Origin of the sequence: Mesorhizobium sp. M8A.F.Ca.ET.207.01.1.1, from assembly GCF_004794715.1 — a bacterium.
Taxonomy (GTDB): Bacteria; Pseudomonadota; Alphaproteobacteria; order Rhizobiales; family Rhizobiaceae; genus Mesorhizobium.
In genome coordinates, this window is the sequence record NZ_SRUS01000006.1 from 517,451 (window position 1) to 543,128 (window position 25,678).

Here is a 25,678-nt window from a genome sequence, read left to right on the forward strand (position 1 = left end):
CGCTCGATGGAATCCGGCATACAAAGCAACTACCTGCCCCAATCCGTTCATCACGCGTCGGCGGGACTGAAGGCCATCAGAATGACCACTCGATCTTCCTTTCTAGGCTTGCCCGATCGCCTCGCCGATGGCACGGTGCCCCGCGCAGTGATCTTCGGTGCTGGTCACGGCAGCACCTATCCCGGCAAAGACAGCAGCGGTCACGCCTTGACCTTGAGATCCTTAATGAGCGTCACGGAATCTCCGTCACTCAGAGGTGTGCCGTTGCTGTCTTTGACCTTCATGGTTTCACTTCCTGCCTTTGTGCATTCAGCCCGTTGAGGAGATCGGCGAGTTCCTCGGCATCGGGTCGGTTCATTCCAACGATGGTCCGGCTCCCCATCTCGGCGGGCCGCCCGGTCCGAGCATCATTGACGGCCCAGGTGCCAGTCGGCTCCTGAAAAGGTTCGTAACGATGAGTCATTGGCACAGGATAGTCGCCAAGGCTCTCCCTGCCAAGATCAAATCATTATTTTTTCGCCCTGTATTGATGTTTTATGCATCAATGATACGATAGAGGATATCATTTCTCATACCAAGACGATGATTCCTCGATGATCACGGCTTCCCAGCTTCGCGCCGCTCGCGCCCTTCTCAACATCGACCAGAAAACCCTGGCGGAAATGGCGGGCGTCTCGCTGCCAACGATCCAACGAATGGAGGCCAGCCAAGGGAATGTGCGAGGCGTTGTCGACAGTTTGATGAAAGTGATCAACGCGCTGAACCGCGCCGGCGTTGAACTTCTCAGCGAACATATGCGCAGCGACGATGGTGGTCGTGGCGTGAGGTTCCGGCATCCGGACACGCTATTGGGCAAGCCGAACTAGACCATACAAAGTGGACCTCCGGCGCCCGCGCAATCACCGTCTTTCGTCTCCTTTTCCTTCCAGAAACACCCAATGAGCCTCTCCCTGCACGTCAACTTGTGGTTCCGCTTTTCCACACGGAAAGGCAGGGTTCGCCCATGATCCTCTATCTGCGTCGGCTTGCCGGGAAGGAACGGAGCGACAGGACCGATCGACATCTCGCCCGTTTCCTGACCTTTGTCGCGGGGGCGGCCAATGCTGGAGGATTTCTGGCGGTCCAGCAGTATACGTCCCATATGTCAGGCATCGTTTCGTTGATGGCTGATCACTTGGCACTCGGCAACGTCGAGTTCGCGCTTTCCGGATTCGGAGCCTTGCTGTCGTTTGTCTCTGGCGCGGCCTGTTCAGCGATGCTGATCAATTGGGGGCGACGGCAGGATCTGCAGAGCGAATATGCGTTTCCGCTTGTCCTGGAAGCGATCTTGCTGATCTGTTTCGGCCTTCTCGGCGGCCATCTCGCGCGTCATGAAGCGCTTTTTGTACCAATGACGGTGATGCTGCTTTGCTTCATCATGGGGTTGCAGAACGCCATCATTACAAAGCTATCGGAAGCCAGAATCCGGACGACGCATATCACTGGCCTGGTGACGGACATGGGCATCGAACTCGGCAAGCTGCTTTATTGGAACATCTCAAGAAGTGACCCGGACGAGCTGTTCGTGAAGGCAGATCGAAGAAAGCTGAGACTGCTTGCATCGCTTGTCGCATTGTTCTTTGTCGGCGGTGTCATCGGCGCTGTGGGTTTCAAGCACATTGGCTTTGCAGCGACGCTGTTTCTCGCAGCCATTCTCCTCGTGCTGGCCTCCATGCCAGTCCTGGAAGATATCTCCGTTCGCATGAAGCAACTCTGGCAGTAGCTCAGCGGAGTTTTTGCACCTGCCCGGTCACACCCCAAGGATTACGCTGTCTGTTGCGCTAGCGCCAAGGCCTGAACACCAATTGGCTGAGGTCATTTGCGATCTCGTCGGCTCCGACCGCTGGCGGTATCAACAATATTGGCTGGACGAGGTCCCGCACCTTACCCGCCATGACGAGCGCGTTGCGATCCGGAATACCGCGCGTGTCGAGCAGTCTCACGTTCTCCCATATATTACTGAGTTTGGCAGCAACACGATCCGGCATGATGTCAAGGTCGTGTCGAGCATGAACGTTCCCGATCAGAATACCGGACGAGCTGAGACGCGTCTGCGCCAAGCCGAAGAATGTCTCGGCACACAAGTGGTCTGGAATGCGCCTCCCGGAATATGCGTCCAGAACAATCGCATCGTAGCGATGACGGCCGGCGCGCAAAAAATCCCGCCCGTCGGAGATGCAACAGCGAACTCCACGGGGTAGTCCGAAATATTTCTGGGCGATCTGGAAAGCCTTCGGATTGATGTCGACGATCGTGACACGCACGCCAACCCTATCCAGCATCGTCCCCAGGCTGCCGCCGCCACAACCGATCATCAAGACATCGGACGCCTGCGCTTGCGCGAGGAGGCCAAAGATCGCGTGGATGTAGGGCACGACGCTGACGCCATTCGGATCGCACTCACTTTGATAGCAGCCACCTTGGCGATAAATGAACGAACCGGAGTCCTTGGCCCGCAGAACCTCGATGTTGCCGAAATCGGTATGATATTTCGCAACCCGGATCATGCCTTGTCACCACAGCTGAGTTCCTAAGTCCGCTGTACCGCCGGTTTCACGAACTTTCTTTCTGTCAGCACTCACCCGGAGCCCAGGGATTCCTCCGTCATCGCAGCAGGCTCCGCTTCCAGCTGCAGGGCAACCCCATCGGCGAGGCTCAGCGCCTCCCACCTCGTATCTCCCAGTTTTCTACAACTTCGAGACAGATGCGTCACGCATCATTATTTGAATGCGCCGCATTTTAATATATGCTGCAGCGCTTAGAGATAATACGTCAAAGCTGATCGAAAAGGGGATGCGACCGTGATAACTGCTCCACAGTTGCGTGCCGCGAGGGCGCTCCTTGGCATCGACCAGCGCAGGCTTGCCGAATTATCAGGCCTTTCGGTGCCGACAATTCAACGTATGGAAGCCAGTGAGTCGATTATCCGAGGCAACGTCGATTCCCTCATGAAGCTGATTGGGGCTCTTGACCTTGCCGGCGTGGAATTGATTGCTGAAGGCGCCTCCAGCCAAATCGGTGGGCGCGGCGTGCGACTGAAAGCAGATTTTGATCCCGCCAAAATTCTGGGCGGGATCGATACGGACGCCAAACTCCCCGTGAGGAGCGTGGCGTGATTTCGAGCGCCGCGGTCCTCCTGTGGGGCGTTGCTGCGCTCTTGGGGACCGCGGTGCTTGCGGTTTCGGAAAGCCGTAGATCTGGCTCGGGAACACACCTGATCTACGGCTTGACGCTAGGCATATCGGCGGCCGTGCTCCTGGTTCTCGCGAGCCGCATCGCCAATGATCCCGTCACCCCGTCGACTGCCGCGCTGCCTCTTGGGTTGCCATGGATTGGCGCTCATTTCCGCTTGGATGCGCTCTCGACTTTCTTCCTTGCCGTCGTCAATTTCGGCGGCGCCATGGCCAGTCTTTACGGCCTCGGCTACGGCAGGCACGAGTCCGCGCCGCATCGCGTGCTGCCGTTCTTCCCGGCCTTCCTTGCCGCAATGAACCTTGTCGTGATGGCAGACGACGCCTTCACCTTTCTGCTGTCCTGGGAATTCATGTCGCTCGCCTCCTGGGCGCTCGTCATGGCGCACCATCGCGAACAGGACAATGCGCGGGCGGGCTACATCTATCTCGTGATGGCGAGTTTCGGAACGCTCGCACTGCTGCTTGCGTTCGGTCTCCTGTCAGGCCCTGGCGGGAACTACACGTTCGAAGCGATGCGTGCCGCCTCCCCCACCCCGCTCGCCACCGCTTTCGTCCTGGCTCTTATGCTGCTGGGCGCAGGCTCCAAGGCTGGCCTCGTACCGCTGCACGTTTGGCTGCCACTCGCACACCCGGCCGCGCCGAGCCACGTCTCGGCTCTGATGAGCGGCGTCATGACCAAGGTCGCCGTCTATGGCTTCATACGCGTTATTTTCGACCTCCTCGGCGAGCCGGCATGGTGGTCAGGCGTTGTTGTGCTTTTCCTCGGCGGCCTGACGGCGGTTCTCGGCATCCTCTACGCGCTGATGGAAAAGGACCTGAAGCGGCTGCTTGCCTATAGCACCATTGAAAATGTCGGCGTCATCTTCGTGAGCCTTGGCCTTGCGCTAGCATTCAGGGCGAATGCCATGCCATCGGCCGCGGCGCTGGCGCTCACCGCCGCGCTGTTCCACGTCCTCAACCATTCCTTCTTCAAGAGCCTGCTGTTTTTTGGCGCGGGCGCCGTGCTGACGGCAACCGGTGAGCGTGACATGGAGAAGCTGGGCGGCCTCATCCATCGCATGCCCCTTACAAGTTTTGCCTTTCTCGTCGGCTGCGTCGCGATCTCGGCTCTTCCACCCTTCAACGGGTTCGTCTCCGAATGGCTAGCCTTCCAGGCCATATTGCAGAGCCCCGACCTGCCACAATGGGGACTGAAGGTCATGGTGCCCGCCGTCGGTGGTCTGCTGGCACTCTCGGCGGCACTGGCCGCGGCCTGCTTCGTGAAGGCGTTCGGGATCACATTCCTCGGCAGGCCGCGCTCGGCCGCGGTGGAACCGGCGCACGAGGTCGACCGCTACTCGCTGACTGCAATGTTCAGCCTCGCGGCCCTGTGTCTGCTTGCCGGCATCGTTCCAGGTCTTGTAATAGACGGCCTATCATCGGTGACTCTCCCGCTGATTGGCAGCCGGATGCCGGTGCAGATGGCGCAGCCCTGGCTGTCGATCGTGCCGATTGCGACAAGCCGCAGTTCCTACAACGGCCTGCTGGTGTTTCTGTTCATCGCGTTTTCGGCATCCGCCGCGGCATATGTCATCCACCGTTTCGCGTCGCATGCAATCCGTCGGGGTCCTGCCTGGGGTTGTGGCTTCGCGGATGTGACCCCAAGCTCGCAATACACGGCCGTCAGCTTCGCGCAGCCTATCCGCCGCGTCTTCGGCACGTTCGCTTTCCGTGCGAGGGAAACCGTCGAAATGCCGCCCCCCGGCCAAACCGGTCCGGCTCGCCTGGATGTCGAAATGCATGATGTGATCTGGGAGACGCTGTATCTGCCCATCGGCAAGGCCCTCGACTTCGCGACCGACCACCTGAACCATCTCCAGTTCCTGACGATCAGGCGCTACCTGACCCTCGTCTTTCTCTTTCTCGTTGTCTTGCTCCTGGTGCTCGCACTATGGCCCTGATCCTTGAGTTGGCCGTTCAGGGCGCACAGATGATCCTGGTGCTTTTACTGGCGCCACTCCTGACTGGCTTCGTGCGCAAGGTGAAGGCGAGACTTCTGCGGCGCCAGGGTCCCTCTCTCGTCCAGCCCTATCGCGACCTCCTACGGCTCATGCGCAAGGAGGTCGTCCTGGCGGATAACGCCTCCTGGCTGTTTCGCGTGACGCCCTATCTGATCTTCGCCACGACATGGGTCGCGGCTGCGCTCATCCCGACATTCGCTACCGGGCTCACCTTCAGTTGGACTGCGGATCTCATAGCCATCGTTGCATTGCTTGGAAGCGCTCGGTTCTTCCTGGCGCTGGCGGGGATGGACGTCGGCACCAGCTTTGGCGGCATAGGTTCGAGCCGCGAGGTCATGATCGCTTCCCTGGCCGAGCCCGCAATGCTTCTGATCGTGTTCAGCCTGGCGCTTGTTGCCGGAGCGACGCAGCTGTCCACGGTCGCCGCCTTCATGGGCTCGCCGCAAGTTGGGCTGCGGGTATCGCTCGGGATGTCCCTCATCGCCCTGGTGATGGTGGCGGTCGCCGAAAACGCCCGCATACCAGTGGACAACCCATCGACCCATCTGGAACTCACCATGGTTCACGAGGCGATGGTGCTGGAATATTCAGGTCGCCATCTGGCGATGATCGAGTTCGCGGCCTTCCTCAAGCTCCTGCTCTATATATCGCTGATTTGCTGCGTCTTCCTACCTTGGGGACAGGCGACCGCCGAGGCAGGACCGGAATCCCTTGCTCCAGGTGTCGTTGCCTATATCGGCAAGCTTGCCGTCTGCGGCATTCTGCTCGCCGTGTTTGAGACTGCCATCGCCAAGATGCGCGTCTTCCGCGTCCCGGATTTTTTGGGCGCCGCACTCATGCTGGCGCTGCTCGGCACGCTCCTGCTGTTCGTCTCGCGGAGTCTGTGATGAACGGTCTCACCTTCGACATCGCTCATTTGCTCGCCGGCGGCCTGGTGCTGGTCAGCTTCATGATGCTCTATCAGGATCGCCTTTTCGCGCTGATCAACGTCTTTGCGCTGCATGCCGTCGTGCTTGCGCTGTCGGTAGCCTGGCAGGCATACATTCAGGACGCCCATCATCTCTACGTCACCGCGGCGATCGCTCTCGTTTTCAAGGCGATCGTCATTCCCGTCGGGCTTCATCGCATCATCCAGCGGCTCGGTATCCATCGCGACATCGAGACAGCCGTCGGGATCGGTCCGACGATGCTTGCGGGAATAGGCCTGGTGGCCCTGTCCATGGTGTTGATGCTACGCGTCACGCCCGAAGCTGACCCCCTCGCCCGCGAGGACCTGGCCTTCGCGCTGTCCATCATACTGCTGGGCCTTCTGGTGATGGTCACCCGCCGGAATGCCGTGAGCCAGGTTGTCGGATTCATGTCGCTCGAGAACGGTCTGGTCCTTGCCGCCACGGGGGCAAAGGGCATGCCGCTGGTCGTCGAGATAAGTGTCGCCTTCTCGATCCTGATCGCCTTCATCGTCATCGGGGTTTTCCTGTTCCGTATACGCGAACGGTTCGACTCGGTGGATGTCGGCGCGCTCGACGATTACAGGGGAGAACACCGTTGACCGCGTTATCCCTCGATGCGGTGGCTGCCGTTTTGCTGATACCGGCCAGCGCGGCCGCACTTCTGGCGTCGCTGCCGAACTACCGGATATCGGCGGGCCTCAATGTCGGCGCGAGCTTGCTGACCTTGCTCGCCGCGGTGTCGCTCTTCGTCACGGATCGGCCGCTGCCGGGCCAATACCTGCTCGTCGACGATCTCAATATCGTCTTCATCGTGCTCAACGCATTCGTCGGTTTCACGACGAGCGTCTTCAGCGCCTCCTACATTGCGCACGAGCTCGAGACAGGGCGGCTGACCGTACCAAACTTGCGATTTTATCACGCTATGTACCAGATCATGATGTTCGGCATGAACCTGGCGTTCGTGTCGAACAATATCGGCCTGATGTGGGTGGCGGTGGAGCTTGCCACACTGACCACCGTGCTCATGGTCGGGATCTACCGCACGCACGAAGCGCTGGAAGCCGCCTGGAAATATTTCATTCTGGGAAGCGTCGGCATCGCGCTTGCGCTCTTCGGTACCATCCTCGTCTATATGGCCGCGCAGCCGGTTGTCGGCGAGGGCACGAATGCCATGGTCTGGACGGTGCTCATCGAGCATGCGGCGCACTTCGACCCGGCCTTGCTGAATGTCGCCTTCGTTTTCCTGCTGCTCGGCTACGGTACGAAGGTTGGCCTTGCGCCCTTGCATGCCTGGCTGCCGGATGCGCACGCGGAAGGCCCGACGCCGATTTCCGCGGTGCTGTCAGGCCTGCTGTTGAACGTCGCGCTCTATGCAGTGCTGCGCTTCAAGCTGCTGCTTGCGGCTAGCCCCGAAGCGATCGCGCCTGGGCCATTGATGATCACGATGGGGCTGACGTCGCTTGTTTTCGCGGCCTTCATGCTCTACCGCCGCCGCGACATCAAACGTCTGTTCGCGTACTCTTCGATCGAGCACATGGGCATCATCGTGTTCGCTTTCGGCATGGGTGGCCCGCTCGCCAATTTTGCCGGTCTGCTGCACATGGTCATGCACAGCCTGACCAAGTCGGCGATCTTTTTCACGGTAGGCCACATTGCCCAGGTCAAGGGAACACAGAACATAGCCGAGATCCGGGGGCTGACAGAGACGCATCCGGGGCTTGGCTGGGCGCTCGTCATCGGGGTTGTTGCCATTGCCGGCCTCCCTCCGCTCGGCATCTTCATGAGCGAATTCCTGGTCGTGAGTTCGACATTTGCCAGACACCCCCTCCTGGCGATGCCGTTGGTGTTCGGGATTCTGCTCGCTTTCGGAGCCCTGCTGCTTCGACTGACTGGCGTCGCTTTCGGCGAACCGCGCGGCAGCACCGCACCCTCCGAGGCTTCCTACATTCCGATGTATTCCCACTTGGCGCTGGTGTTTGCCGCCGGCATCTACCTGCCGCCATCGCTGGTCACATGGTTCCAGCATGTCGCAAGTATCCTGGGATGAGAAAAGAGCCATGCCCGAGCTGATCGATCTCATACTTGATGGCCGACGTGTAAAAAAACATTTCCCTTGGCCACGCGCCGTGGTGACCCCCCAAATATGGGGCTTTGCTATTGAAAAGCTGGTCGTGAGTCACTGGAGCTTGCTCGGTCTTTGGGGTGAGCCAAGCGTCGTCCACATGGCGCTTCTTGACGAAACGGCCGGGAACATCGGCGTTATCAGCCTGAAATGCCCGGACGGCCGCTACCCATCGGTCGGTCGGCTGCATCCGCCGGCATTGCGTCTCGAACGTGCGGCCGCTGACCTTTTCGGCCTCTTGCCACAAGGCGCGCCTGATACGCGACCGTGGCTTGATCATGGCCACTGGGGTGTCAGCTATCCATTGAATACCCGCGTCCGGACGTCTGCTGCAACGGTGTCCCCGTACCCTTTCCTGTCAGCCGAGGGGGAAAGCCTGCATCAGATTCCGGTCGGGCCCGTGCATGCCGGCATCATCGAGCCAGGGCATTTTCGATTCACAGCGAGCGGCGAAACGGTCGTCCGGCTGGAGGAGCGCCTCGGATACACGCACAAGGGCATAGAAGGCTTGATGGCGGGGTCCGATATCGACCGTGCAGCCAAACTGGCGGGCAGGACCTCTGGCGACAGCACCGTGGCGTATTCACTGGCTTTTGCCCGCGCGGTCGAAACGGCGCTGGGTGTCGAGATTCCCTCACGAGCAATCTGGTTGAGAGCGCTCATGGCCGAGTTGGAGCGCCTGGCCAACCATCTGGGCGACATCGGAGCCATTTGCAATGACGCCGCCTTCGCCCTGATGCATGCCCACTGCGGAGTGCTGCGTGAGCGTGTGTTGCGGGCAAGCGATATAGCCTTCGGCCATCGTTTGATGCGCGACCGCATCGTGCCGGGAGGGGTGGCAAGCTTCCTCAGCGATGAGGGGGCGACAGCGGTCAGGTCTCTGATCGCAGAGATCAGGCGGCGGTTTCCCGCACTGGTCGAACTCTACGACAACACGGCGTCGCTCCAGGATCGGACAGTCGCAACTGGCCGGCTGAAGGTGGAGCTTGCTCGACAATATCGTGCTGGAGGGTATGTCGGGCGGGCCTCCGGCCGGGACTTCGATGCCCGCCGCAATGTCGCCTATCCACCCTATGACAAGCTCGCCTTCGATGTGCCTGTCCTCCAGGAGGGCGATGTGAACGCACGTGTCTGGATTCGTATCCACGAGGTTGAACAGAGCCTATCCCTGGTCGAGCAAATCCTGGCACAACTGCCAGATGGGCCGATCCGTGTCGACTTCGCGCAGACAGGCGGGCCGCATGAAGGCATGGCGCTTGTCGAAGGTTTCCGGGGCGACATTCTGGCCTGGCTGCGCATCGGCAAGGGCGGCTTGGTGGAGCGCTGTCACCTGCGTGATCCGTCGTGGTTTCAATGGCCGCTTCTTGAGGCTGCGATCGAGGGAAACATCGTCGCCGACTTCCCGCTGTGCAACAAATCGTTCAACTGCTCCTATTCCGGCCACGATCTCTGAAGGCACGTCGTCATGCGCAAGCTTCTCTTCGAAAGCCTGATACGCCCCCCTCTCACCGAGCGTCCACCGGTGGCACGCGACTCGGCAGTCGAGGAATTGGCGCGTGCCCTCAACGGGTCCGCTCGCAAAAGGCTGGGGAGAAGCCTGGCCATTCGGGCTGTCGACGCCGGTTCCTGCAACGGTTGCGAACTCGAGATGCATGCGCTCAACAACGCTTTCTACGACATCGAGCGTTTTGGGATCCGGTTCGTCGCATCGCCGCGCCATGCCGATGTGCTGCTCGTCACGGGTCCGGTCACAAAAAACATGCGCGAGGCATTGAAGCGGACATACGACGCAACTCCTAATCCCAAATGGGTGGTCGCGCTCGGAGATTGCGCGAAGAACGGCGGCTGTTTCGCCGGCGGCTATGCCGTGATGCGCGGAGTGTCGGAGGCGCTGCCCGTCGACCTGCATATTCCAGGCTGCCCACCGCCGCCCATCGAAATTCTGAAAGGCCTGCTCGCCTTGCTTGAGGGAGTGAGTTCAAAGGCTGGCGTTGCTCGAAGTTGACTATCGATGTGGAGGGCTCTTCCGCCACAAGGGGAGCAAAAGCCTCCAGGCCTAAAATGGCATCCCGACTAACCAGGTTTCGATGTGAAAACGGAGCCTTGAACGATCGCAGCGTGAAGCAGAAGCAGGGCAAACTGGTCGACGGGCTGCCGCAGATTGCAAGGGAGCAGGCCGAGATCAGGAAGTGATGAGCGCGCTGGACTGCATCGGCCAAGCGGGCAGGAACCATCACCCGACGAGCAGCTAGCTTCCGGTGTTCCTCACGGAACCGATGCCCTCCGCCGTGAACAGTCGGCGAGATAGCCGCGGCAGGCTTGAGTGCAACGCTCAGGCGTCCTAGTGGGCCTTACGAGTTGGCCGATCATCTGAAATGAGAGTCCGCAAGGCGCGCATGGTCAGACAGTGTCCATCTGATGGCGCAGCAGCCCCGCAACCTAACGCTGGACCCGTGCAGCATCATGTCAGACAGTGTATATCTAGGTGTTGAACCATTGAGTGTCATGTATTATACATTATCATTGATGGACAAAGGAAGCGACATATTTGCACGGCCGGCTCTGCCAGTCGCCCTTTCACGAGGCTTGGTGGGCCGATGCCCTAACTGTGGTCAGGGGAAATTGTATCGCACCTACCTGAAGCAGGTGGAGCGTTGCGCAGTTTGTGGAGAACACTTTGGTGACATAGAATCTGACGATGCGGCGCCTTGGTTCACTATCCTCATTGCGGGCGTCTTTGCAGCCCCCTTGTATTTCTTGTTCCAAGGGCTTCTTCTGTCATACTTCGCCGTCACAATGGTATTGATCTCTCTTATTATTGTAGCGCTGATACTGCTTTTGTTACCCCGCATAAAAGGCGCTTTGATCAGCGCGTTCTGGTTTTCGCGGCTTAAAAACGACGAGCCGGGATGATCCCTTTACTGATCACAATTGCCGTCTTTCCATACGCCGTCGCGTTGGTCGATGACTGTTTCAATGCGGAGCAGCGTAGCCTGGAGACCAAAATGTGATTAGCGCTTCGCAGATTCGCGCAGCCCGGGCATTGCTTGGAATCGACCAGAAAAGCCTAGCTGAGCGTGCCGGCATTTCCCTGTCAGCCATCCAACGAATGGAGGCCGGCGAGAGCGATCTACCCGGCGCGTTTGACATGCAGAAGAACGTCGTAATCGCCCTCAGAGCAGCAGGGATCGAGCTGATTGGCGATCATGAGCGCAGTGGCGGCGGAGGCCGAGGCGTGCGCCTGGCGCATCCTGTCGGTCTGGCAGGCCGGACGCATTGATTGCCCCGACGGCGTCGTAAGGACGGCACCGATCAATCGGCGAGGTCTCGACCTGAGAAGCAGGAAAGATGAACACGTATCATCCAATGGGCCAATGAAGCGACGATACACAGAACATCAGGAGCCAACTGGTAGCTGGTCGGTCGGTTTGTTCGGGAAGAACCCATTCCTGCCCCTCCACTACACTCGGAACATAGATCTTCACCCGACCTCCTGACCCTCGTCCGCTCCAGGCAGTGAAGCCCACTAATGCCGCTCACCTCCTGAGGTCTTCGGCCTCGCAGCGGATTTTCGAACACGCCGCCGATACCGGCGCGTCGATCGAGACAATACATCCGTTTGCGGACCGCCCGCACCCAACATATCACTGTAGATGACGCGGCGGTGCCGCGCGATGCTCTCCATGTGTGTTCCTATATCCGGATCGGATCAGCGCAGCTTCGAGCAGGATGCGATGGATCTGGATGCGCTCGATGGAATCCGGCATACAAAGCAACCACCCTGCTCCAATCCACTCATCATGCGTCGGCGGGACTGAAGGCGATCAGAAATGACCACTCGATCTTCCTTTCTAGGCTTGCCCGATCGCCTCGCCGATGGCACGGCGCCCCGCGCGGTAATCTTCGGAGCTGGTCACGGCAGCACCTATCCCGGCAAAGACAGCAGCGGTCATGCCTTGGCCGCCGAGGCCATCCGCTTAACGACCCAGGATGATGCCCCGCTCGTCGAGCACTGGGATTTCGATCTCGGCGGCCCGCTGTTCGACGGCAGGCCGATCTGCTGCATCGACGCCGGCGACATCCTGACCATCATGCATGACAATGCAGGCAACCGTGCCCGGATCGAGGCGAAGACGCGCGAGATCCTGTCATTGCCGGCCGTGCCCATCCTGCTCGGTGGCGACGATTCCGTGGTCAGTCCCTTCCTCGCAGGCTTCGCGGATCACGGGCCTGTCTGGATCCTGCAGATCGACGCCCATATCGACTGGCGTGACGAAGTGCATGGCGAACGCTACGGCTACTCCAGCCCGATGCGCAGGGCGAGCGAGATGGCGCATGTCGCCGGCATGGTGCAGGTCGGATTGCGCAGCGTCGGCAGCGCACGCCTCACGGAAATCGAAGCGGCCCGGCACTATGGCAGCCGTTTCGTCACCGCCCGCGAGGTTCACGCCCTGGGTGTCGAAGCCGCCCTGCGCCATATTCCGGAAGGCGCGCGGGTCGTCGTCACCTTCGACTGCGACAGTCTCGACCCAGGCATCATGCCTGGCGTGGCCGCGCGTACGCCCGGCGGCCTCACCTATACGCAGATCATCGATCTCATCGCAGGCCTCGGCAAGCGGGCGAGGATCGCCGGATTCGATCTTGTGGAGCTCTATCCGCCAAACGACATTGACGGCCTGTCGGCGCTCATCGCCGCGCGCCTTCTCGTCAATGTGATCGGCGCCGTGGTCCGGCAGGTTTGAAACCCGACCTGAGGTCGAATACGGCTCCGGTCCCCGGCTTGCAGGAAACTTTACCGAGGCCCCTGCTCCAGCCTGATCCGGTAACTCAGCGAACGCTTCGCGCCCGGCGCGATCAGCATCAGGCCCGGCTTGTCGGTGAACTCGCCATCGAAATCCAGCGGGCTGGCAATACCGTGCCAAGGCTCGATGCACAGGAACGGTGCGCCGCCGGGTTTGGACCAAATGCCCAGTTCTTGAAATCCCTGCCATGAGAGCTCGATCGCCGGACCGCGATCGGCGCTGTAGCGAACGCTGCTGCTGGCCGGCTGGTCCAGGATCACGGCGTCCCCATCAAACAGCCGTTCGGACAGCTCGAGGATATTGCCTTTGACAGGCGTTGGCTGCGGCGTCGCGGTGAGCAGGCCATCCTTCAGCCGGCGGATCGGAGCGCGCTCTGCTTCGGCGAACGTCAGGCGATAGGCGTCCTTGGCTACATCGGGCAGAAGCGGCCAGTTGAATGCCGGATGCGCCCCGATCGAGGCCGGCAACGGGTCGTCGCCAGTGTTGGTGACCTCTAATCCTATGTCGAGCTGCCCCTCGCCCAGCGTATAGGTCACGGCCAGGCGAAATGCGAACGGGTAGTGCGTTCGGGTTTCCATGTCATCGGTGAGCACCAGCGTGCAGGACCGGGGCCCCCTCTCCGCCCACGCAAAAGGCTTATCGCGCGCGAAGCCGTGCTGCGTCATCGGATAGGTCTGGCCGCGATGGCGCAGCTGATCGCCCTTCAGCCGGCCGACGATCGGAAACAGCACCGGCGAATGGCGTCGCCAGGCCGGTCCGGCCTGCCACAGGAACTCAAATCCTCGTGCATCCCGCAGCGAAACCAGTTCCGCGCCATCCGCAACGATGGTTGCCGATATGCCGTCACCGTCGAGCGTCAGGCTGTCCTGTCCCATATGTCCTCGCGGTTTGTCTGGTGTGGCCAGCAGGCTAGCAAATGGCCGGGCTCGAACTCAAGGCCGCCGATCCATTTGCATTTATGAACATCGACGGCGCCGCGGGCCAAGCGTCGTCTCGAATGAAAAAGTGGCCGGAGGTTTCCTCCGGCCACGGCAGAATGCCAGGTGTTGCCTGCTACGGTTCGGACTATTCCCGCTCGCCGGTGAAATTCAGCAGCAGCTGGAAGATGTTGACGAAATTCAGATAGAGCGAGAACGCACCGAAGACGGCGAGCTTCTGCCGCGACTCCGCATCGAAATTCTCCGCATACTGCTCCTTGATCGTCTGCGTATCCCAGGCGGTCAGGCCGATGAACACGGCGATGCCGATCACCGAGATGGCGAACTGCAGCGCGGTCGAGCCGAGGAAAATGTTGACGATGCTGGCGATCACCACACCGATCAAGCCCATGATCAGGAAGGACGAGAACTGCGTCAGGTCGCGCCTGGTCGTGTAGCCGTAGAGGCTGGTGGCGCCGAACATGGTGGCGGCGATGAAGAAGGTGCGCGCGATGCTGGTTCCGGTGAAGACCAGGAACACCGAGGCCAGCGACAGGCCCATGACGGCACAGAAGGCCCAGAACATTGCCTGCGCGCTTGCCGCCGACATGGTCTGCATCTTGAACGAGAACAGCAGCACGAAAGCGAGCGGCGCCAGCATCACCACCCATTTCAGCGGGCTGGAAAAGATCGGCACGTAGAGAGCGGGCGTCGACGACACCAGCAAGGCGACAAGGCCCGTAACCACCAGGCCGAGGCCCATGTAATTGTAGACGCGCAGCATGTGCTGGCGCAGGCCCTCGTCGTAGACGGCTCCGGTCCGGGCGCCTGTGCCCACCCGGTATCCAAGATTGGGCGTATTCATTTTCAGGTCTCCTTTGTGGATCGGTCAGTAAAGCGTTCTGGCGAGCGTTTCGGCGGCGCGGTCGAGATCATGAACCTCGCTCTTCGCGACAACCGCGTAGGCGACATCGCCGATCTGGAAGTATGCCGAGGAGATATCGCCGGAGGGCGCGACGGTCGGTTTGACCACATCGAAAGTGCCCGGCCGGATTGCGAACAGCGACACCAGGCCCATCTCCTTCGTTTCAACAGCAATCTCGACACTCGGGCCGAAGCGCGACGGATAGATCTGCACGTCGCGGACTTTCCAGTCCGTCGGCAGCGATGGCATGACAATGGCGGTGGCGGCGCGGATCTCGCCGGCATTGTAATTGGGCGCCTCGGTCTGCGAGGGCATGTTCTCGCGCAGCAGCGTCGTCCTATGTGCCTGTACCGCCTCGTCGACATAGGCGGGCGGCTGCGGCGAAGCGACGACCTTTGTCACCGATATCGGCCCGATGATGCCGTTGGCCAGCCAGCCGGCGGCAACGAAAGCAGCAACCGCCGCCGCGCGTTGCAGCACGCCGAAGATACGGCCCCGGCCAAGTCCCCTCTCCAGCCGCCGTGCGGCATCGGCCGTTGCTGGCCGCGCCATGCCATCGGAGCCAGCCAACGCCACGCGCAGTTCGTCGCGGGTGCGCAGATCGGACATCACGCGCGCGGCCGCCGCCGGACGCGCGGCCAGGAAAGCCTCGACCTCGATGCGGCGGGTGACGTCGAGCTGGTCGTCGACATAGGCGTCGAGATCGGCGTCCGTAACCGGGTCGACAAGAGCGGTCATGAGTCGCCTCCCACGATCCTGAGATGATTTTTGCCACGGGCGGGCGCCTCTTCCATCTGGCGCAAAGCCGCGCGCGCCCTGCCGATACGCGACATCAGCGTGCCCAGCGGCACGCCGCTGGCATTTGCCGCCTGCTGGTAGGAGAGGCCCTCGATGGCGACCAGATGCAACGCCGAGCGCTGCTCTTCCGGCAGGCTGAAAAAGGCTTCGCGCACCTGCGCCAGGCGCACGGAATGTTCCTGCGGCGCCGGCGTGCTGCCGTCGGCCAGATATCCGGCCTGTTCCAGCCGCGCCGCTTCCGAACGGCGCGAACGCACGCGGTCGATGAAGGTGTTGTGGACGATCGACAGCAGCCATGCCCGCAGGTTTCCTCCCGAGCGGAAGGTGCCGCGCCGCTCATAGGCGCGCACCAGCGCGTCATGCACGAGATCCTCGGCCTCGACGCCGTCGCGCGTCAGCGAGCGCGCATAGCGCCGCAGCGACCCGAGCTGTCCTATGATGTCAAAGCGTGGCATCGACGGTTTCATGCCCTGTTTACGGAGCATGTGGGGACTTTAATCCCGCTGGCGCCATTTTTTCTTCGCTGGAGGATATGTCGGCGGCTGCCCTCACCTCGCTCAGTTGTCGTAGGCGCCCTCTGGTCCAAAGTGTTTTGCCGGTTTGGGAAGCGTTACGCCGCAGGCGCGGAGCATCCACCTGTGGCCATCGCTGCGAAAATCCGTGATGCTCAGCGGCTCGACGTCGATCTTCCAACTGGCGGCAAGCGGCGCGCCGAGAACATGCAGGATCGCGGCGCGGATGACGCTGGCATGCGTTACTGCGATCGTGTGACCACGTTCGGCGATCAATCGATCCATCAATCCAGCCGCCCTTTGGGCAACCTCGGCCAGCGATTCGCCACCATGCGGGGCCGCATTCGGATCCGTGCGCCAGGCGCCGATCTCGTCGGGCTGTCGCGCCTCCACCTCGTCAAGGCTCTTGCCTGCCCATCGTCCGTAGTTCTGGTCCGCCAGCGTCGGATCGATAGATGCATCCAGCGATAGCGCCTGCGCGGTCTGACAGGCGCGAAGCGCCGGCGCTGTCCACACACGGTCGGCGCGACGCAGCGTCCCGCGCATCGCGTTTGCCAATGTCAGCGATCGTGGCTCCAGCGGTTCATCCGAAGGAAACGATCCTTTCCGGGTCGCCGCCGTGGCGCCGGCGCAGATCATGGTCAGACGGACGAGCATGGAGCATGCTTTCTCTGAAGCGGGTGGAAGCTGTACCAACAGTGCCGCCTTTCGTGTCGGCGCACCGAAACCGCTGGTGAAACGTAGCCAATTTGCGTATCACTCCGCCGCGCCAACGGAACCATAATGATGTTCGAAGACCTGCAGCCAGCTCCCGCCGACAAGATTCTTGCGCTGATCGGCCTCTATCGCGCCGATCCACGCCCTGGCAAGGTCGACCTCGGCGTCGGCGTCTACAAGGATCGCGACGGCAAGACGCCGGTCATGCGCGCCGTGCGCGAGGCCGAGAAGCGGCTGCTGCAGGGACAGGATACCAAGACCTATCTCGGCCTCGCGGGCGATATCGGGTTCAATACCGTGATGGCCAAGCTCGCCTTCGGTCCCGGTGCGGACCTGTCGCGCATCCGGGCGGCACAGGCGCCTGGCGGCTCCGGCGCGCTGCGGCTGGTGGCGGAACTGCTCAAGCGCACACGGTCGGACGCGACGGTCTGGGTCTCCGACCCGACCTGGCCGAACCATATGCAGGTGATGCGTGCCGCCGGTCTGCAGATCCGCGAATATCCCTATTTCGATGCGGCCTCGGGCGCGGTTCGTTTCGACGATATGCTGGCCGCGCTACGGGGCGCCAACAACGGCGACGTGGTGCTGCTGCATGGCTGCTGCCATAACCCGACCGGCGCCAATCTCGACGCGGCTCAGTGGGAGCGCGTCACGGATCTGGTCGTCGAGCGCGGCCTGCTGCCATTTGTCGACATCGCCTATCAGGGCTTTGGCGACGGCCTCGAGGCGGACGCAGTCGGCTTGCGACTGTTGGCCGCGAAGGTGCCGGAAATGGTCGTGGCGTCGAGTTGTTCGAAGAATTTCGCCGTCTACCGCGACCGTGTCGGGGCGGCGATGGTGCTGGCCAGGGACGGCGCGCAGGCCGACGTGGCGATGAGCCAGATGCTGTCGGCGGCGCGCGCCATGTATTCGATGCCGCCGGACCATGGCGCGGCCGCGGTGCGCATCGTGCTGGAAGACGCCGCGCTGCGTGCCGATTGGGAAGCCGAGCTCGAAGAGATGCGCCTGCGTATGTTGAGGCTTCGGGTCGCGTTCGCCGAGGCGTTGCGCCGGCAATCCAATTCCGATCGTTTCGACTTCGTTGCCAGCCATCGCGGCATGTTCTCCCGGCTTGGCCTCACGGAAGCGCAGGTCGAACGGCTGCGCGCCGAGCACGCCGTCTACATGGTCGGCGACAGCCGCATCAACGTGGCCGGCCTGCCCGAGGACGGCATGGATGACCTCGCCAAGGCGATCGTTTCCGTGCTGGACTGACGAAACGGGTACGTGCAACTGTGGACAAGGTCCCCTCGCCGGCTGACAGCGTTGGCCGCGCGGCGGTTCGCGCGATAGCATTCGCCGCATGACGCCATCCAAAGACATTTCACGCCTGATCGAGATCATGGCGGCGTTGCGCGCGCCGAAGACCGGCTGTCCGTGGGACATCGAGCAGGATTTCTCGACCATAGCCCCTTATACGATCGAGGAGGCCTATGAGGTGGCGGACGCCATCGCGCGCGGCGATCTCGACGACCTGCGCGACGAACTCGGCGACCTCCTGCTGCAGGTCGTCTACCACGCGCAGATGGCGCAGGAGGCCGGAGAGTTCGCGTTTGGCGACGTGGTCCAGGCCATCACCACCAAGATGATCCGCCGCCATCCGCATGTCTTTGGCGACGAGAAGGCTCGCAGCGCCGGCATGGCCAAGGGCATGTGGGAGAAGATCAAGGCGCAGGAGAAGGCCGAGAAGCGGCAAGCCCGCCTCGCGCGTGGCCTCGACCCCGAGGATAATGGCAAAGGCTTCCTGGACAGTGTTCCAGTCGCCCTGCCCGCCTTGACGCGAGCGCTGAAACTTCAGGAAAAGGCTGCCCGTGTCGGCTTCGACTGGAGCGAGGCCGTTCCCATCCTGGACAAGATCGAGGAAGAGATCGGGGAGTTGCGCGAGGCTCTGGCCAAGGGCGAAACGGCTGACATCAAGGACGAGTTCGGCGACACGCTGTTTGCCGTCGTCAATCTCGGCCGTCACTTGAAGCTCGACTCGGAAGCGGCGCTTGCCGGCACCAACGAGAAATTCCGCTCACGCTTCCACTACGTCGAGCAGGCCGTGGAGAAATCCGGCGGCACGCTGGAGGAAGCGACCCTGGAGGAAATGGAAGCGCTCTGGCAGGAAGCGAAAACCGCGACGTAAGCCTATAGCTCGGCAATGCCGGGCGAAAAACCGCGATACACTTTTCCTGGAGTTGCTGCGCGTTAGCCGTTGTTTTTGCGCCGCAATCGGCTTTCGATCTCTTCGCGAGCGCTTTGCGTGGCCTTCAGTGAAATGGTGGCGCTGCCGTCGTCATTGTCGGTCCGCGAAACGACGTCACCATTGCGATAAAGCCAATCGACCAAGCCAAACTGGGCCGGCTCGATCGTCACCGTCAGGTCTTGCAGCTCGCCGGCCATTCGCGTTTCGATGACCGCTTTCAGCACATCGATGCCTTCGCCTGATACCGCCGATACGGCGATTGGCGGTTCCTTGCTGCCGTCGGCGCCGTCGGCAAGCAGCCGGTGCCTGTTGCCTTCGTCCAGAAGGTCGATCTTGTTCCAGACTTCGATGACGCGCTTGGTGTCGCCGGCATCGACGCCGAGGTCGGCGAGGATGCGCTCGACATCCTCGGCCTGAGCCGCCGTATCGGGATCGGAAATGTCACGCAGATGGATGACGAGATCGGCCTCGACCACCTCTTCCAAGGTCGCGCGGAAAGCAGCGATCAGATGCGTCGGAAGGTCCGAAATGAAGCCCACCGTGTCGGAAAGTATAATCGGCGTGCCATGCGGCAGGCGTACGCGGCGCAGTGTCGGGTCAAGTGTGGCAAACAGCATGTCCTGCGCCAGCACCCCTGCCCCGGTCAGCTTGTTGAACAGCGTCGACTTGCCGGCATTGGTGTAGCCGACGATCGCCACCACCGGAAACGGCACCTTCTTGCGCTTGGCGCGATGCAGGTCGCGGGTGCGGCGCACGGTTTCCAGCTCGTGCTTCAGCTTTATGATCTTTTCCTGCAACTGACGCCGATCGGATTCGATCTGCGTTTCACCGGGGCCGCCGAGGAAGCCGGCACCGCCACGCTGGCGCTCCAGGTGGGTCCAGCTGCGTACCAGGCGGCCCTTCTGGTAGTTGAGATGGGCAAGCTCGACCTGCAGCGTGCCTTCCTTGGTGCGCGCCCGCTCGCCGAAAATCTCCAGGATCAGCCCGGTGCGATCCAGCACCTTGGCGTTGAATTCCTTCTCGAGATTGCGCTGCTGCACCGGCGTCAGCGGATGGTCGACGATGACCACTTCCGCGTGGCCCTCCTTGACGATTTCGGCGAATTCCTCGACCTTGCCGCTGCCCAGCAATGTCGCCGGACGCGGGTCGTTGACGGTCACGACCGCCGTATGGATCAGATCAAGGTCGATGGCGCGGGCAAGGCCGACTGCTTCGTCGTGGCGCGCCTCGGCCGAGCGCGTCAGCCGGGGACGGCTCGTGTCATCGTCATTGCGCGGTTGGCGGGTAAGCACCGGTACGATGACAACGGCCCGGGTCGGGGCTTCGGCCGCCCCGGGATGATGCGCTGGTTTTCCGCGAACCGTGCCGTCCGCGTCCTTCTCACGTGCCAATCAGGCGCCCTGGCTTTCCTCGCCATCGAACATCTGAACCGGCTGGCTCGGCATGATCGTGGAAATGGCGTGCTTGTAGACGAGCTGGGAGTGGCCGTCGCGGCGCAACAGGACGCAGAAATTGTCGAAGGAAGTGACCACGCCGGTCAGCTTCACGCCGTTGATGAGAAAGATGGTGAGCGGGTTCTTGCTCTTGCGAACTGAGTTCAGGAACAGGTCCTGAAGGTTTTGCGATCGTTCCGCCATTGTTTTTGTCTTTCGCCGATCCCCTTCGGTTTGCAGCCAATGCGCCAAATTAGCGGGCACATGTCAAGCGCGCAAACACCCTCTTGCCGTCAGTAACGACAAGCAGAACGAGATATATTGATGTTCATTCCACCTGTGCGGTTATCAGGCTGGACTTTTTTCCGCAATGTCAAAAAAGGCTTGCCGCAACGAAAGTGTTATTGAGCCGGGGTGTCCATTGGCTATGGGATCACCGTCAATGGCCACGATTGGCATGGCAATAGTCGTCGCCGAACTGATGAATGCTTCGCGAGCCGCCTTGGCCTCGGCGACGGAAAATCCACGCTCCTCGATCTTCAGGCCGAGCTTTGCCGCGACTTCGAACATGGTGGTGCGCGTGATGCCGCGCAGAATGCCATGTTCGGCCGGCCTGGTGACCAGAACGCCGTCCCTGGTAACGATCCAGGCATTCGACGAGCCGCCTTCCTTGACATTGCCATCCGTGTCCACGAACCAGGCTTCCTGGGCGCCGGATTCCTTGGCCTTCTGCTTGGCCAATACATTGGGCAGCAGCCCGACGGTCTTGATGTCGACACGGTCCCAGCGGTTCTCCGGCACGGTAATGACCGCGATACCGGTCTCGGCTCGTTTCGTGCCGGCGGCAGGATCCGCCTTCCTGGCTGTCACCACCAAAGCCGGCTTCGTGTCCGCCGACGGAAAAACGAAATCGCGGCTAGCGACACCGCGCGTCACCTGAACATAGACCAGACCGTCGACGACATGATTGCGGTTGACCACCTCGCGCAGGATCAGCGGCAACACATTGCGTGTCACCGGCCAGGCGATCGACAGCTCGGTCAGCGAGCGGTTCAGGCGGGCAAGGTGGCGCGGCATGTCGACGATGAAGCCGCGCGCCACCTCGCAGACCTCGTAGACGCCGTCGGCGAACTGATAGCCGCGATCCTCGATATGTACGGAAGCGTCAGCATGAGCGACGTAGCGCCCGTTGACATAGGCAATGCGCGGCATTGGCGACCCCTGGAAAATTCTCGGGCTTTCTTATGCGATTCCGCCGCCGCCGTAACCGGCAAATGCTTGGCCCAGGCGCGGCTGATGGACGCCGCGTCAGACGCCCAGCGACTTCAGCTTGCGATGCAAGGCGGAACGCTCCATGCCGATGAACTCGGCCGTCTTCGAAATGTTGCCACCGAAACGGTTGATCTGGGCTATCAGATAGTCCTTTTCGAACTGTTCGCGCGCCTCGCGCAGCGGCAGCGCCATGATGTGCTGGTCCGACTGGTTCGGCGTTCGCGGCATGACATCGCCGATTTCGGACGGCAGCAGATCGGCGGTGATCGGCGCGTCGACGTCCTCGCCGCGCGCCAGGATCATCAGCCGCTCGACATTGTTGCGCAGCTGGCGCACGTTGCCCGGCCAGTTGTGCGCCTGCAGCACGGCCAGCGCGTCATCGCCGATACGGCGCGGCTTGATGCCGGCCTGGCGGGCGATCTGCTTCATGAAATTGTCGACGAGATAGGGGATGTCCTCGCGCCGCTCGGCCAGCCCCGGCACCATGACCGGAACCACGGCGAGCCGGTGGTAAAGATCCTCGCGGAAACGCCCGTCGGCGATCATTGCCTCCAGGTTCTGCGAGGTCGAGGAAATGATGCGGACATCGACCTTGACCCGCTTCGTGCCGCCCACCCGCTCGAACTGCTGTTCGACCAGCACGCGCAAGATCTTGTTCTGCGTCTCGCGTGGCATGTCGGCCACTTCGTCGATGTAGAGAATGCCGCGATGGGCCTCCTCCAACGCTCCCACCTTGCGCTCGACCCCGTTCGATTCGGTGCCGAACAATTCGATCTCCATGCGCTCGGGCGTGATGTTGGCGGCGCTCAGCGTCACGAACGGCCCGCCCTTGCGGGTCGACAGCGTATGGATGGCACGCGCCGCCAGTTCCTTGCCCGAACCGGAGGGGCCAACGATCATCACGCGGCTGTTGGTCGGCGCGACGCGCTCGATGGTCTGGCGCAACTGGCTCATCGCCGACGACATGCCGATCAGGTCGAAGGTCTCGCCGCTGCGCAGCTTGAGGTCGGAAACCTCGCGGCGCAATTTCGAGGTCTCGAGCGCGCGTTCGGCAATGAGGATCAGCCTGTCGGCCTTGAACGGCTTCTCGATGAAGTCATAAGCGCCGCGACGGATGGCGGAAACCGCCGTTTCGATGTTGCCATGGCCTGAAATCATCACCACGGGCAGGTTGGGGTGCATGGTCTTGATCTCGTCGAGCAACGCCAACCCGTCCAGGCGCGAACCCTGCAGCCAGATGTCCAGGAAGATCAGCCTCGGCGCTCGATCGGCGATGGCCGCCAGGGCGCTGTCGGCATCGAATGCCGTACGGGTTTCATGACCCTCGTCACTCAGGATGCCCGCGACGAGTTCACGGATGTCTTCCTCGTCATCGACGATGAGAATATCAGACGCCATTACCGACCTTTTCAGTTTCTCTTTCGTGGTCCGCCCTGCTTTCGCCGCGCGGCGGCGCGCCGGTCGCGGGCGGCAGGACGATGCTGATCATCGCGCCGCGCCCGCCATGGAAATCCGCGGGCGCGTCATGGAGTTCCAGCCTGCCGCCATGGTCCTCCACGATCTTCTTGACGATAGCGAGACCAAGCCCAGTGCCCTTTTCACGTGTGGTCATATAGGGCTCCAGCAAGCGTTGGCGATTCTCGCGCGGCAGGCCTTTGCCATTGTCGATGACGTCGATGCGAATCGCGCCATTCTGGCGGCCGGCTTGAATCCGGATTATGCCGTGCGAACCGTCCTTCTGTTCCAGCCCGTCGATCGCCTCGGCGGCATTCTTGATCACATTGCCGAAGGCCTGAGCCATCAACCGGCTGTCGAAAGTGCCCTTGAGCGGTTCGTTGCCGAATATCCGCTCGAAGGTGATGTCGGCACGGCTGACTTCGACCAGGAAAGAGGCCTCGCGCAGCGATTCGCGCAGGTCGATGGCTTTCATCTCGGGCTTTGGCATGCGCGCGAAGGCCGAGAACTCGTCGACCATGCGGCCGATGTCCTCCACCTGCCGGATGATGGTGTCGGTACACTGGTCGAAAACTTCGCGGTCTTCGGTGATGACCTTGCCGTAGCGGCGCTTGATACGCTCGGCGGAAAGCTGGATCGGGGTCAGCGGGTTCTTGATCTCGTGGGCGATGCGCCGCGCCACATCTGCCCAGGCGGACGAACGCTGGGCCTGAACCAGATCGGTGATGTCGTCCACCGTCACGACATAGGATTTTTCCTCCGAGCCGTCATCGCCTGCCTCGATGGTGACCTGCACGTTAAAGGTCCGCTCGGCGCCGGCTCGATAGAAAGTCACCTGCTCGCGATAGACAGGTTTGCCGGACTTGCGGCCGATCTCGAAGACACGGCCGACATGCGGGAGGACCGCGGAAAGGTTTTGCCCGAGCGCCGCGCTGGCGGAAATGGCCAGCATCGATTCGGCAGAACGGTTGACGATGGTGATGATGCCGTAAGGGTCGACGCCAATGACGCCGGCGGTGACACCGGCAAGCACGGCTTCGGAAAAACGCCGCCTCTCGTCGATCAGGTCCTTCGCCGACAGAATCTCGTTGCGCTGTGATTTGAGCTCCAGCAGCATCTTGTTGAACGTATCGCCAAGCGAGGCGACATCGCCATCGGATGGCCGCACCGGCACCGCAACGTCGAGATTGCCGGTCGCGACTTCGTCGGCGGCGCCGATCAGCTGACGGATTGGCCGCACCAGCCGGTCGGCAACAGCGATGCCGGTCCAGATCGCCGACAGGATGATGATCAAGGTGAGTGACAAATAGGGCAGCGCAAATGCCACTTGCGAGGTGCGCCTGTTATCCTCGAGATTGCGATACTCGTCGGTGTTGGACCTGACGATCTGCCGCGCCTTGATCACCTCGGGGTCGACAAGTCGGATAGTGTAGAGATAGAGGCCCTCGATCTCCCGCAGCTTGACGATGGCGCCCATGATGTTGCGCGTGCGCGGCTCGATCAGCACCGGCTTGCCGTCTGTGGCGGTGGCAACCGCTCCTTCCGGCGGTTCCGGCATGGCGAAATCGGCATCGGTCTTGGCGCTCATGACGAAGGAGCCGTCGGGCTTGATCAGCGCGGCATGCGCCAACGAGCGGCCCACGGCTTCCTTGTTCATGAGGTCGAGAAAGCCGGTGCGATCGAGGCCGTAGAGCGTGCGGGACGAATCGAGATCATAGGCCATCGACAGCGTCGTGCCCTGCAGATTGCGGGCGTTCTCCTGCACATAGGCGTCGGCGATCGACAGTGAAGAATTGACGATCGTCTTGGTGCGAATCTCGAACCAGCGATCAAGGCCGATATCGAGCGTTATCGAGGCGATGATCGCCACCATGATGGCGGGAATGGCGGCAACCAGCGCGAACATGGCAACGATGCGCACATGCAGCCGAGAAGCCGCCTTGCCATGGCGGCGCGCCATGACGATGCGATGCACCTCCCGCCCGACCAACGCGATGAGAACGAGCACGAAGGCGGCGTTGAGCGCGATCAGCGCCCAGGTCGTCTTGGCGTCAGGCGCAATCGGCGTCGCTCCGACCAGGATGGCGAACGAGATAGCCGCCATGACCAGGGCACCGACGACCGCCACCACGCCGGGCAGCGCCAGCAGCCGGCGCCCGTCGCGCGCGCCAGGTTCGCTGAAAAGCGGTTTGTTGAGTACAGGTGCCTGCGGAGCCATGTCGCCGTCTAGAGCCAGTGATTGCGTCGGATCTATGCAATGCATTGTGGCGATTATGCAACAAGTGTGACAGCAGCGGGACTCTTTCCCCGTTCGG

24 protein-coding genes and 3 pseudogenes are annotated in these 25,678 nt (G+C 61.6%); 15 read left to right on the forward strand and 12 right to left on the reverse strand.

Features of this window, described 5'->3' with window-relative positions:
- Positions 1-81: 81 nt before the first annotated feature.
- A pseudogene (locus tag EN850_RS36840) lies at positions 82-240 on the forward strand (agmatinase); the annotation flags it as partial.
- Here the strand turns inward: EN850_RS36840 and EN850_RS20940 are convergent.
- Positions 207-284, reverse strand: a pseudogene (locus EN850_RS20940) (PhnA domain-containing protein); the annotation flags it as partial. The pseudogenes EN850_RS36840 and EN850_RS20940 overlap by 34 nt on opposite strands.
- 309 nt (positions 285-593) lie before the next feature.
- Here EN850_RS20940 and EN850_RS20945 point away from each other — a divergent pair.
- On the forward strand, positions 594-866 hold the full coding sequence (locus EN850_RS20945; protein WP_127280787.1) for a helix-turn-helix transcriptional regulator: 273 nt from the start codon (positions 594-596) through the stop codon (positions 864-866).
- A gap of 137 nt (positions 867-1,003) precedes the next feature.
- A pseudogene (locus EN850_RS20950) lies at positions 1,004-1,744 on the forward strand (YoaK family protein); the annotation flags it as partial.
- A gap of 76 nt (positions 1,745-1,820) precedes the next feature.
- Here the strand turns inward: EN850_RS20950 and EN850_RS20955 are convergent.
- A complete protein-coding gene (locus EN850_RS20955; RefSeq protein WP_135864836.1) occupies positions 1,821-2,546 on the reverse strand; it encodes a fused MFS/spermidine synthase in 726 nt (241 codons plus the stop codon).
- 294 nt (positions 2,547-2,840) lie between these two features.
- Here EN850_RS20955 and EN850_RS20960 point away from each other — a divergent pair, with 294 nt between their 5' ends.
- The 10 genes from EN850_RS20960 to EN850_RS21005 all read left to right on the forward strand — a co-directional run bounded on the left by EN850_RS20960 (position 2,841) and on the right by EN850_RS21005 (position 13,047).
- Complete coding sequence (locus EN850_RS20960) at positions 2,841-3,155, forward strand: helix-turn-helix transcriptional regulator (protein ID WP_127872387.1); 315 nt, start codon at positions 2,841-2,843, stop codon at positions 3,153-3,155.
- On the forward strand, positions 3,155-5,173 hold the full coding sequence (hyfB, locus tag EN850_RS20965; RefSeq protein ID WP_136092190.1) for a hydrogenase 4 subunit B: 2,019 nt from the start codon (positions 3,155-3,157) through the stop codon (positions 5,171-5,173). Before EN850_RS20960 ends, hyfB begins: the two co-directional genes overlap by 1 nt.
- The gene (locus EN850_RS20970) at positions 5,164-6,120 is read left to right on the forward strand and encodes an NADH-quinone oxidoreductase subunit H (protein WP_136092164.1); all 957 of its coding nucleotides are present in this window, start codon (positions 5,164-5,166) and stop codon (positions 6,118-6,120) included. The genes hyfB and EN850_RS20970 overlap by 10 nt, the downstream gene beginning before the upstream one ends.
- A complete protein-coding gene (locus tag EN850_RS20975; protein ID WP_127872386.1) occupies positions 6,120-6,782 on the forward strand; it encodes a hydrogenase-4 component E in 663 nt (220 codons plus the stop codon). Before EN850_RS20970 ends, EN850_RS20975 begins: the two co-directional genes overlap by 1 nt.
- Complete coding sequence (locus EN850_RS20980; protein ID WP_136092165.1) at positions 6,779-8,230, forward strand: hydrogenase 4 subunit F; 1,452 nt, start codon at positions 6,779-6,781, stop codon at positions 8,228-8,230. The genes EN850_RS20975 and EN850_RS20980 overlap by 4 nt, the downstream gene beginning before the upstream one ends.
- A gap of 10 nt (positions 8,231-8,240) precedes the next feature.
- Positions 8,241-9,758: an NADH-quinone oxidoreductase subunit C gene (locus EN850_RS20985; RefSeq protein ID WP_136092166.1), complete on the forward strand. Its 1,518-nt coding sequence runs from the start codon at positions 8,241-8,243 to the stop codon at positions 9,756-9,758.
- A 12-nt stretch (positions 9,759-9,770) separates the two neighbouring features.
- Positions 9,771-10,310: an NADH-quinone oxidoreductase subunit B family protein gene (locus EN850_RS20990; RefSeq protein WP_135864840.1), complete on the forward strand. Its 540-nt coding sequence runs from the start codon at positions 9,771-9,773 to the stop codon at positions 10,308-10,310.
- Positions 10,311-10,927: 617 nt separating this feature from the next.
- A complete protein-coding gene (locus EN850_RS36405) occupies positions 10,928-11,218 on the forward strand; it encodes a DUF983 domain-containing protein (protein ID WP_135894015.1) in 291 nt (96 codons plus the stop codon).
- 94 nt (positions 11,219-11,312) lie between these two features.
- Positions 11,313-11,585, forward strand: a complete 273-nt coding sequence (locus EN850_RS21000) for a helix-turn-helix transcriptional regulator (protein ID WP_095773171.1) — start codon at positions 11,313-11,315, stop codon at positions 11,583-11,585.
- Positions 11,586-12,135: 550 nt separating this feature from the next.
- Positions 12,136-13,047: an agmatinase gene (locus EN850_RS21005; RefSeq protein WP_136092168.1), complete on the forward strand. Its 912-nt coding sequence runs from the start codon at positions 12,136-12,138 to the stop codon at positions 13,045-13,047.
- Positions 13,048-13,097: 50 nt separating this feature from the next.
- On the opposite strand, the gene EN850_RS21010 is transcribed toward EN850_RS21005, so the two are convergent.
- From EN850_RS21010 to EN850_RS21030, 5 genes are all read right to left on the reverse strand, one after another.
- Positions 13,098-13,982, reverse strand: a complete 885-nt coding sequence (locus tag EN850_RS21010) for an aldose 1-epimerase family protein (protein ID WP_136092169.1) — start codon at positions 13,980-13,982, stop codon at positions 13,098-13,100.
- A gap of 190 nt (positions 13,983-14,172) precedes the next feature.
- A complete protein-coding gene (locus EN850_RS21015; RefSeq protein ID WP_135864846.1) occupies positions 14,173-14,889 on the reverse strand; it encodes a Bax inhibitor-1/YccA family protein in 717 nt (238 codons plus the stop codon).
- 24 nt (positions 14,890-14,913) lie between these two features.
- The gene (locus EN850_RS21020; protein ID WP_127281243.1) at positions 14,914-15,687 is read right to left on the reverse strand and encodes an anti-sigma factor; all 774 of its coding nucleotides are present in this window, start codon (positions 15,685-15,687) and stop codon (positions 14,914-14,916) included.
- Complete coding sequence (locus EN850_RS21025; RefSeq protein WP_245511781.1) at positions 15,684-16,202, reverse strand: sigma-70 family RNA polymerase sigma factor; 519 nt, start codon at positions 16,200-16,202, stop codon at positions 15,684-15,686. The genes EN850_RS21020 and EN850_RS21025 overlap by 4 nt, the downstream gene beginning before the upstream one ends.
- Before the next feature lie 102 nt (positions 16,203-16,304).
- Positions 16,305-16,916, reverse strand: a complete 612-nt coding sequence (locus EN850_RS21030) for a histidine phosphatase family protein (RefSeq protein ID WP_136092170.1) — start codon at positions 16,914-16,916, stop codon at positions 16,305-16,307.
- A 129-nt stretch (positions 16,917-17,045) separates the two neighbouring features.
- Between EN850_RS21030 and EN850_RS21035 the strand changes: the two genes are divergently transcribed.
- Positions 17,046-18,230, forward strand: a complete 1,185-nt coding sequence (locus EN850_RS21035) for an amino acid aminotransferase (protein WP_136092191.1) — start codon at positions 17,046-17,048, stop codon at positions 18,228-18,230.
- Positions 18,231-18,318: 88 nt separating this feature from the next.
- Positions 18,319-19,143, forward strand: a complete 825-nt coding sequence (mazG, locus tag EN850_RS21040; RefSeq protein ID WP_127872376.1) for a nucleoside triphosphate pyrophosphohydrolase — start codon at positions 18,319-18,321, stop codon at positions 19,141-19,143.
- Positions 19,144-19,205: 62 nt separating this feature from the next.
- Here the strand turns inward: mazG and hflX are convergent, their stop codons facing one another.
- The 5 genes from hflX to EN850_RS21065 form a co-directional block, all read right to left on the reverse strand.
- Entirely contained in the window at positions 19,206-20,594 is a 1,389-nt protein-coding gene (hflX, locus tag EN850_RS21045) for a GTPase HflX (RefSeq protein ID WP_136092171.1), read from the reverse strand.
- Positions 20,595-20,840, reverse strand: a complete 246-nt coding sequence (hfq, locus tag EN850_RS21050; RefSeq protein WP_006202172.1) for an RNA chaperone Hfq — start codon at positions 20,838-20,840, stop codon at positions 20,595-20,597.
- A 144-nt stretch (positions 20,841-20,984) separates the two neighbouring features.
- On the reverse strand, positions 20,985-21,848 hold the full coding sequence (locus EN850_RS21055) for a D-amino-acid transaminase (protein ID WP_127279996.1): 864 nt from the start codon (positions 21,846-21,848) through the stop codon (positions 20,985-20,987).
- A gap of 96 nt (positions 21,849-21,944) precedes the next feature.
- Entirely contained in the window at positions 21,945-23,306 is a 1,362-nt protein-coding gene (locus EN850_RS21060; protein WP_015317919.1) for a sigma-54 dependent transcriptional regulator, read from the reverse strand.
- Positions 23,296-25,581 carry a PAS domain-containing sensor histidine kinase gene (locus EN850_RS21065; protein ID WP_167531435.1) on the reverse strand — a complete coding sequence of 762 codons (2,286 nt, stop codon included), beginning with the start codon at positions 25,579-25,581 and terminating at the stop codon, positions 23,296-23,298. The genes EN850_RS21060 and EN850_RS21065 overlap by 11 nt, the downstream gene beginning before the upstream one ends.
- Positions 25,582-25,678: the final 97 nt, after the last annotated feature.

Coding starts and splice junctions, on each gene's coding strand:
- EN850_RS20945 (WP_127280787.1), top strand. CDS start 594: ATGATCACGGCTTCCCAGCTTCGCGCCGCTCGCGCCCTTCTCAACATC.
- EN850_RS20955 (WP_135864836.1), bottom strand. CDS start 2,546: ATGATCCGGGTTGCGAAATATCATACCGATTTCGGCAACATCGAGGTT.
- EN850_RS20970 (WP_136092164.1), top strand. CDS start 5,164: ATGGCCCTGATCCTTGAGTTGGCCGTTCAGGGCGCACAGATGATCCTG.
- EN850_RS20975 (WP_127872386.1), top strand. CDS start 6,120: ATGAACGGTCTCACCTTCGACATCGCTCATTTGCTCGCCGGCGGCCTG.
- EN850_RS20985 (WP_136092166.1), top strand. CDS start 8,241: ATGCCCGAGCTGATCGATCTCATACTTGATGGCCGACGTGTAAAAAAA.
- EN850_RS20990 (WP_135864840.1), top strand. CDS start 9,771: ATGCGCAAGCTTCTCTTCGAAAGCCTGATACGCCCCCCTCTCACCGAG.
- EN850_RS21005 (WP_136092168.1), top strand. CDS start 12,136: ATGACCACTCGATCTTCCTTTCTAGGCTTGCCCGATCGCCTCGCCGAT.
- EN850_RS21010 (WP_136092169.1), bottom strand. CDS start 13,982: ATGGGACAGGACAGCCTGACGCTCGACGGTGACGGCATATCGGCAACC.
- EN850_RS21015 (WP_135864846.1), bottom strand. CDS start 14,889: ATGAATACGCCCAATCTTGGATACCGGGTGGGCACAGGCGCCCGGACC.
- EN850_RS21020 (WP_127281243.1), bottom strand. CDS start 15,687: ATGACCGCTCTTGTCGACCCGGTTACGGACGCCGATCTCGACGCCTAT.
- EN850_RS21025 (WP_245511781.1), bottom strand. CDS start 16,202: ATGCCACGCTTTGACATCATAGGACAGCTCGGGTCGCTGCGGCGCTAT.
- EN850_RS21030 (WP_136092170.1), bottom strand. CDS start 16,916: ATGCTCGTCCGTCTGACCATGATCTGCGCCGGCGCCACGGCGGCGACC.
- EN850_RS21035 (WP_136092191.1), top strand. CDS start 17,046: ATGTTCGAAGACCTGCAGCCAGCTCCCGCCGACAAGATTCTTGCGCTG.
- mazG (WP_127872376.1), top strand. CDS start 18,319: ATGACGCCATCCAAAGACATTTCACGCCTGATCGAGATCATGGCGGCG.
- hfq (WP_006202172.1), bottom strand. CDS start 20,840: ATGGCGGAACGATCGCAAAACCTTCAGGACCTGTTCCTGAACTCAGTT.
- EN850_RS21055 (WP_127279996.1), bottom strand. CDS start 21,848: ATGCCGCGCATTGCCTATGTCAACGGGCGCTACGTCGCTCATGCTGAC.
- EN850_RS21060 (WP_015317919.1), bottom strand. CDS start 23,306: ATGGCGTCTGATATTCTCATCGTCGATGACGAGGAAGACATCCGTGAA.
- EN850_RS21065 (WP_167531435.1), bottom strand. CDS start 25,581: ATGGCTCCGCAGGCACCTGTACTCAACAAACCGCTTTTCAGCGAACCT.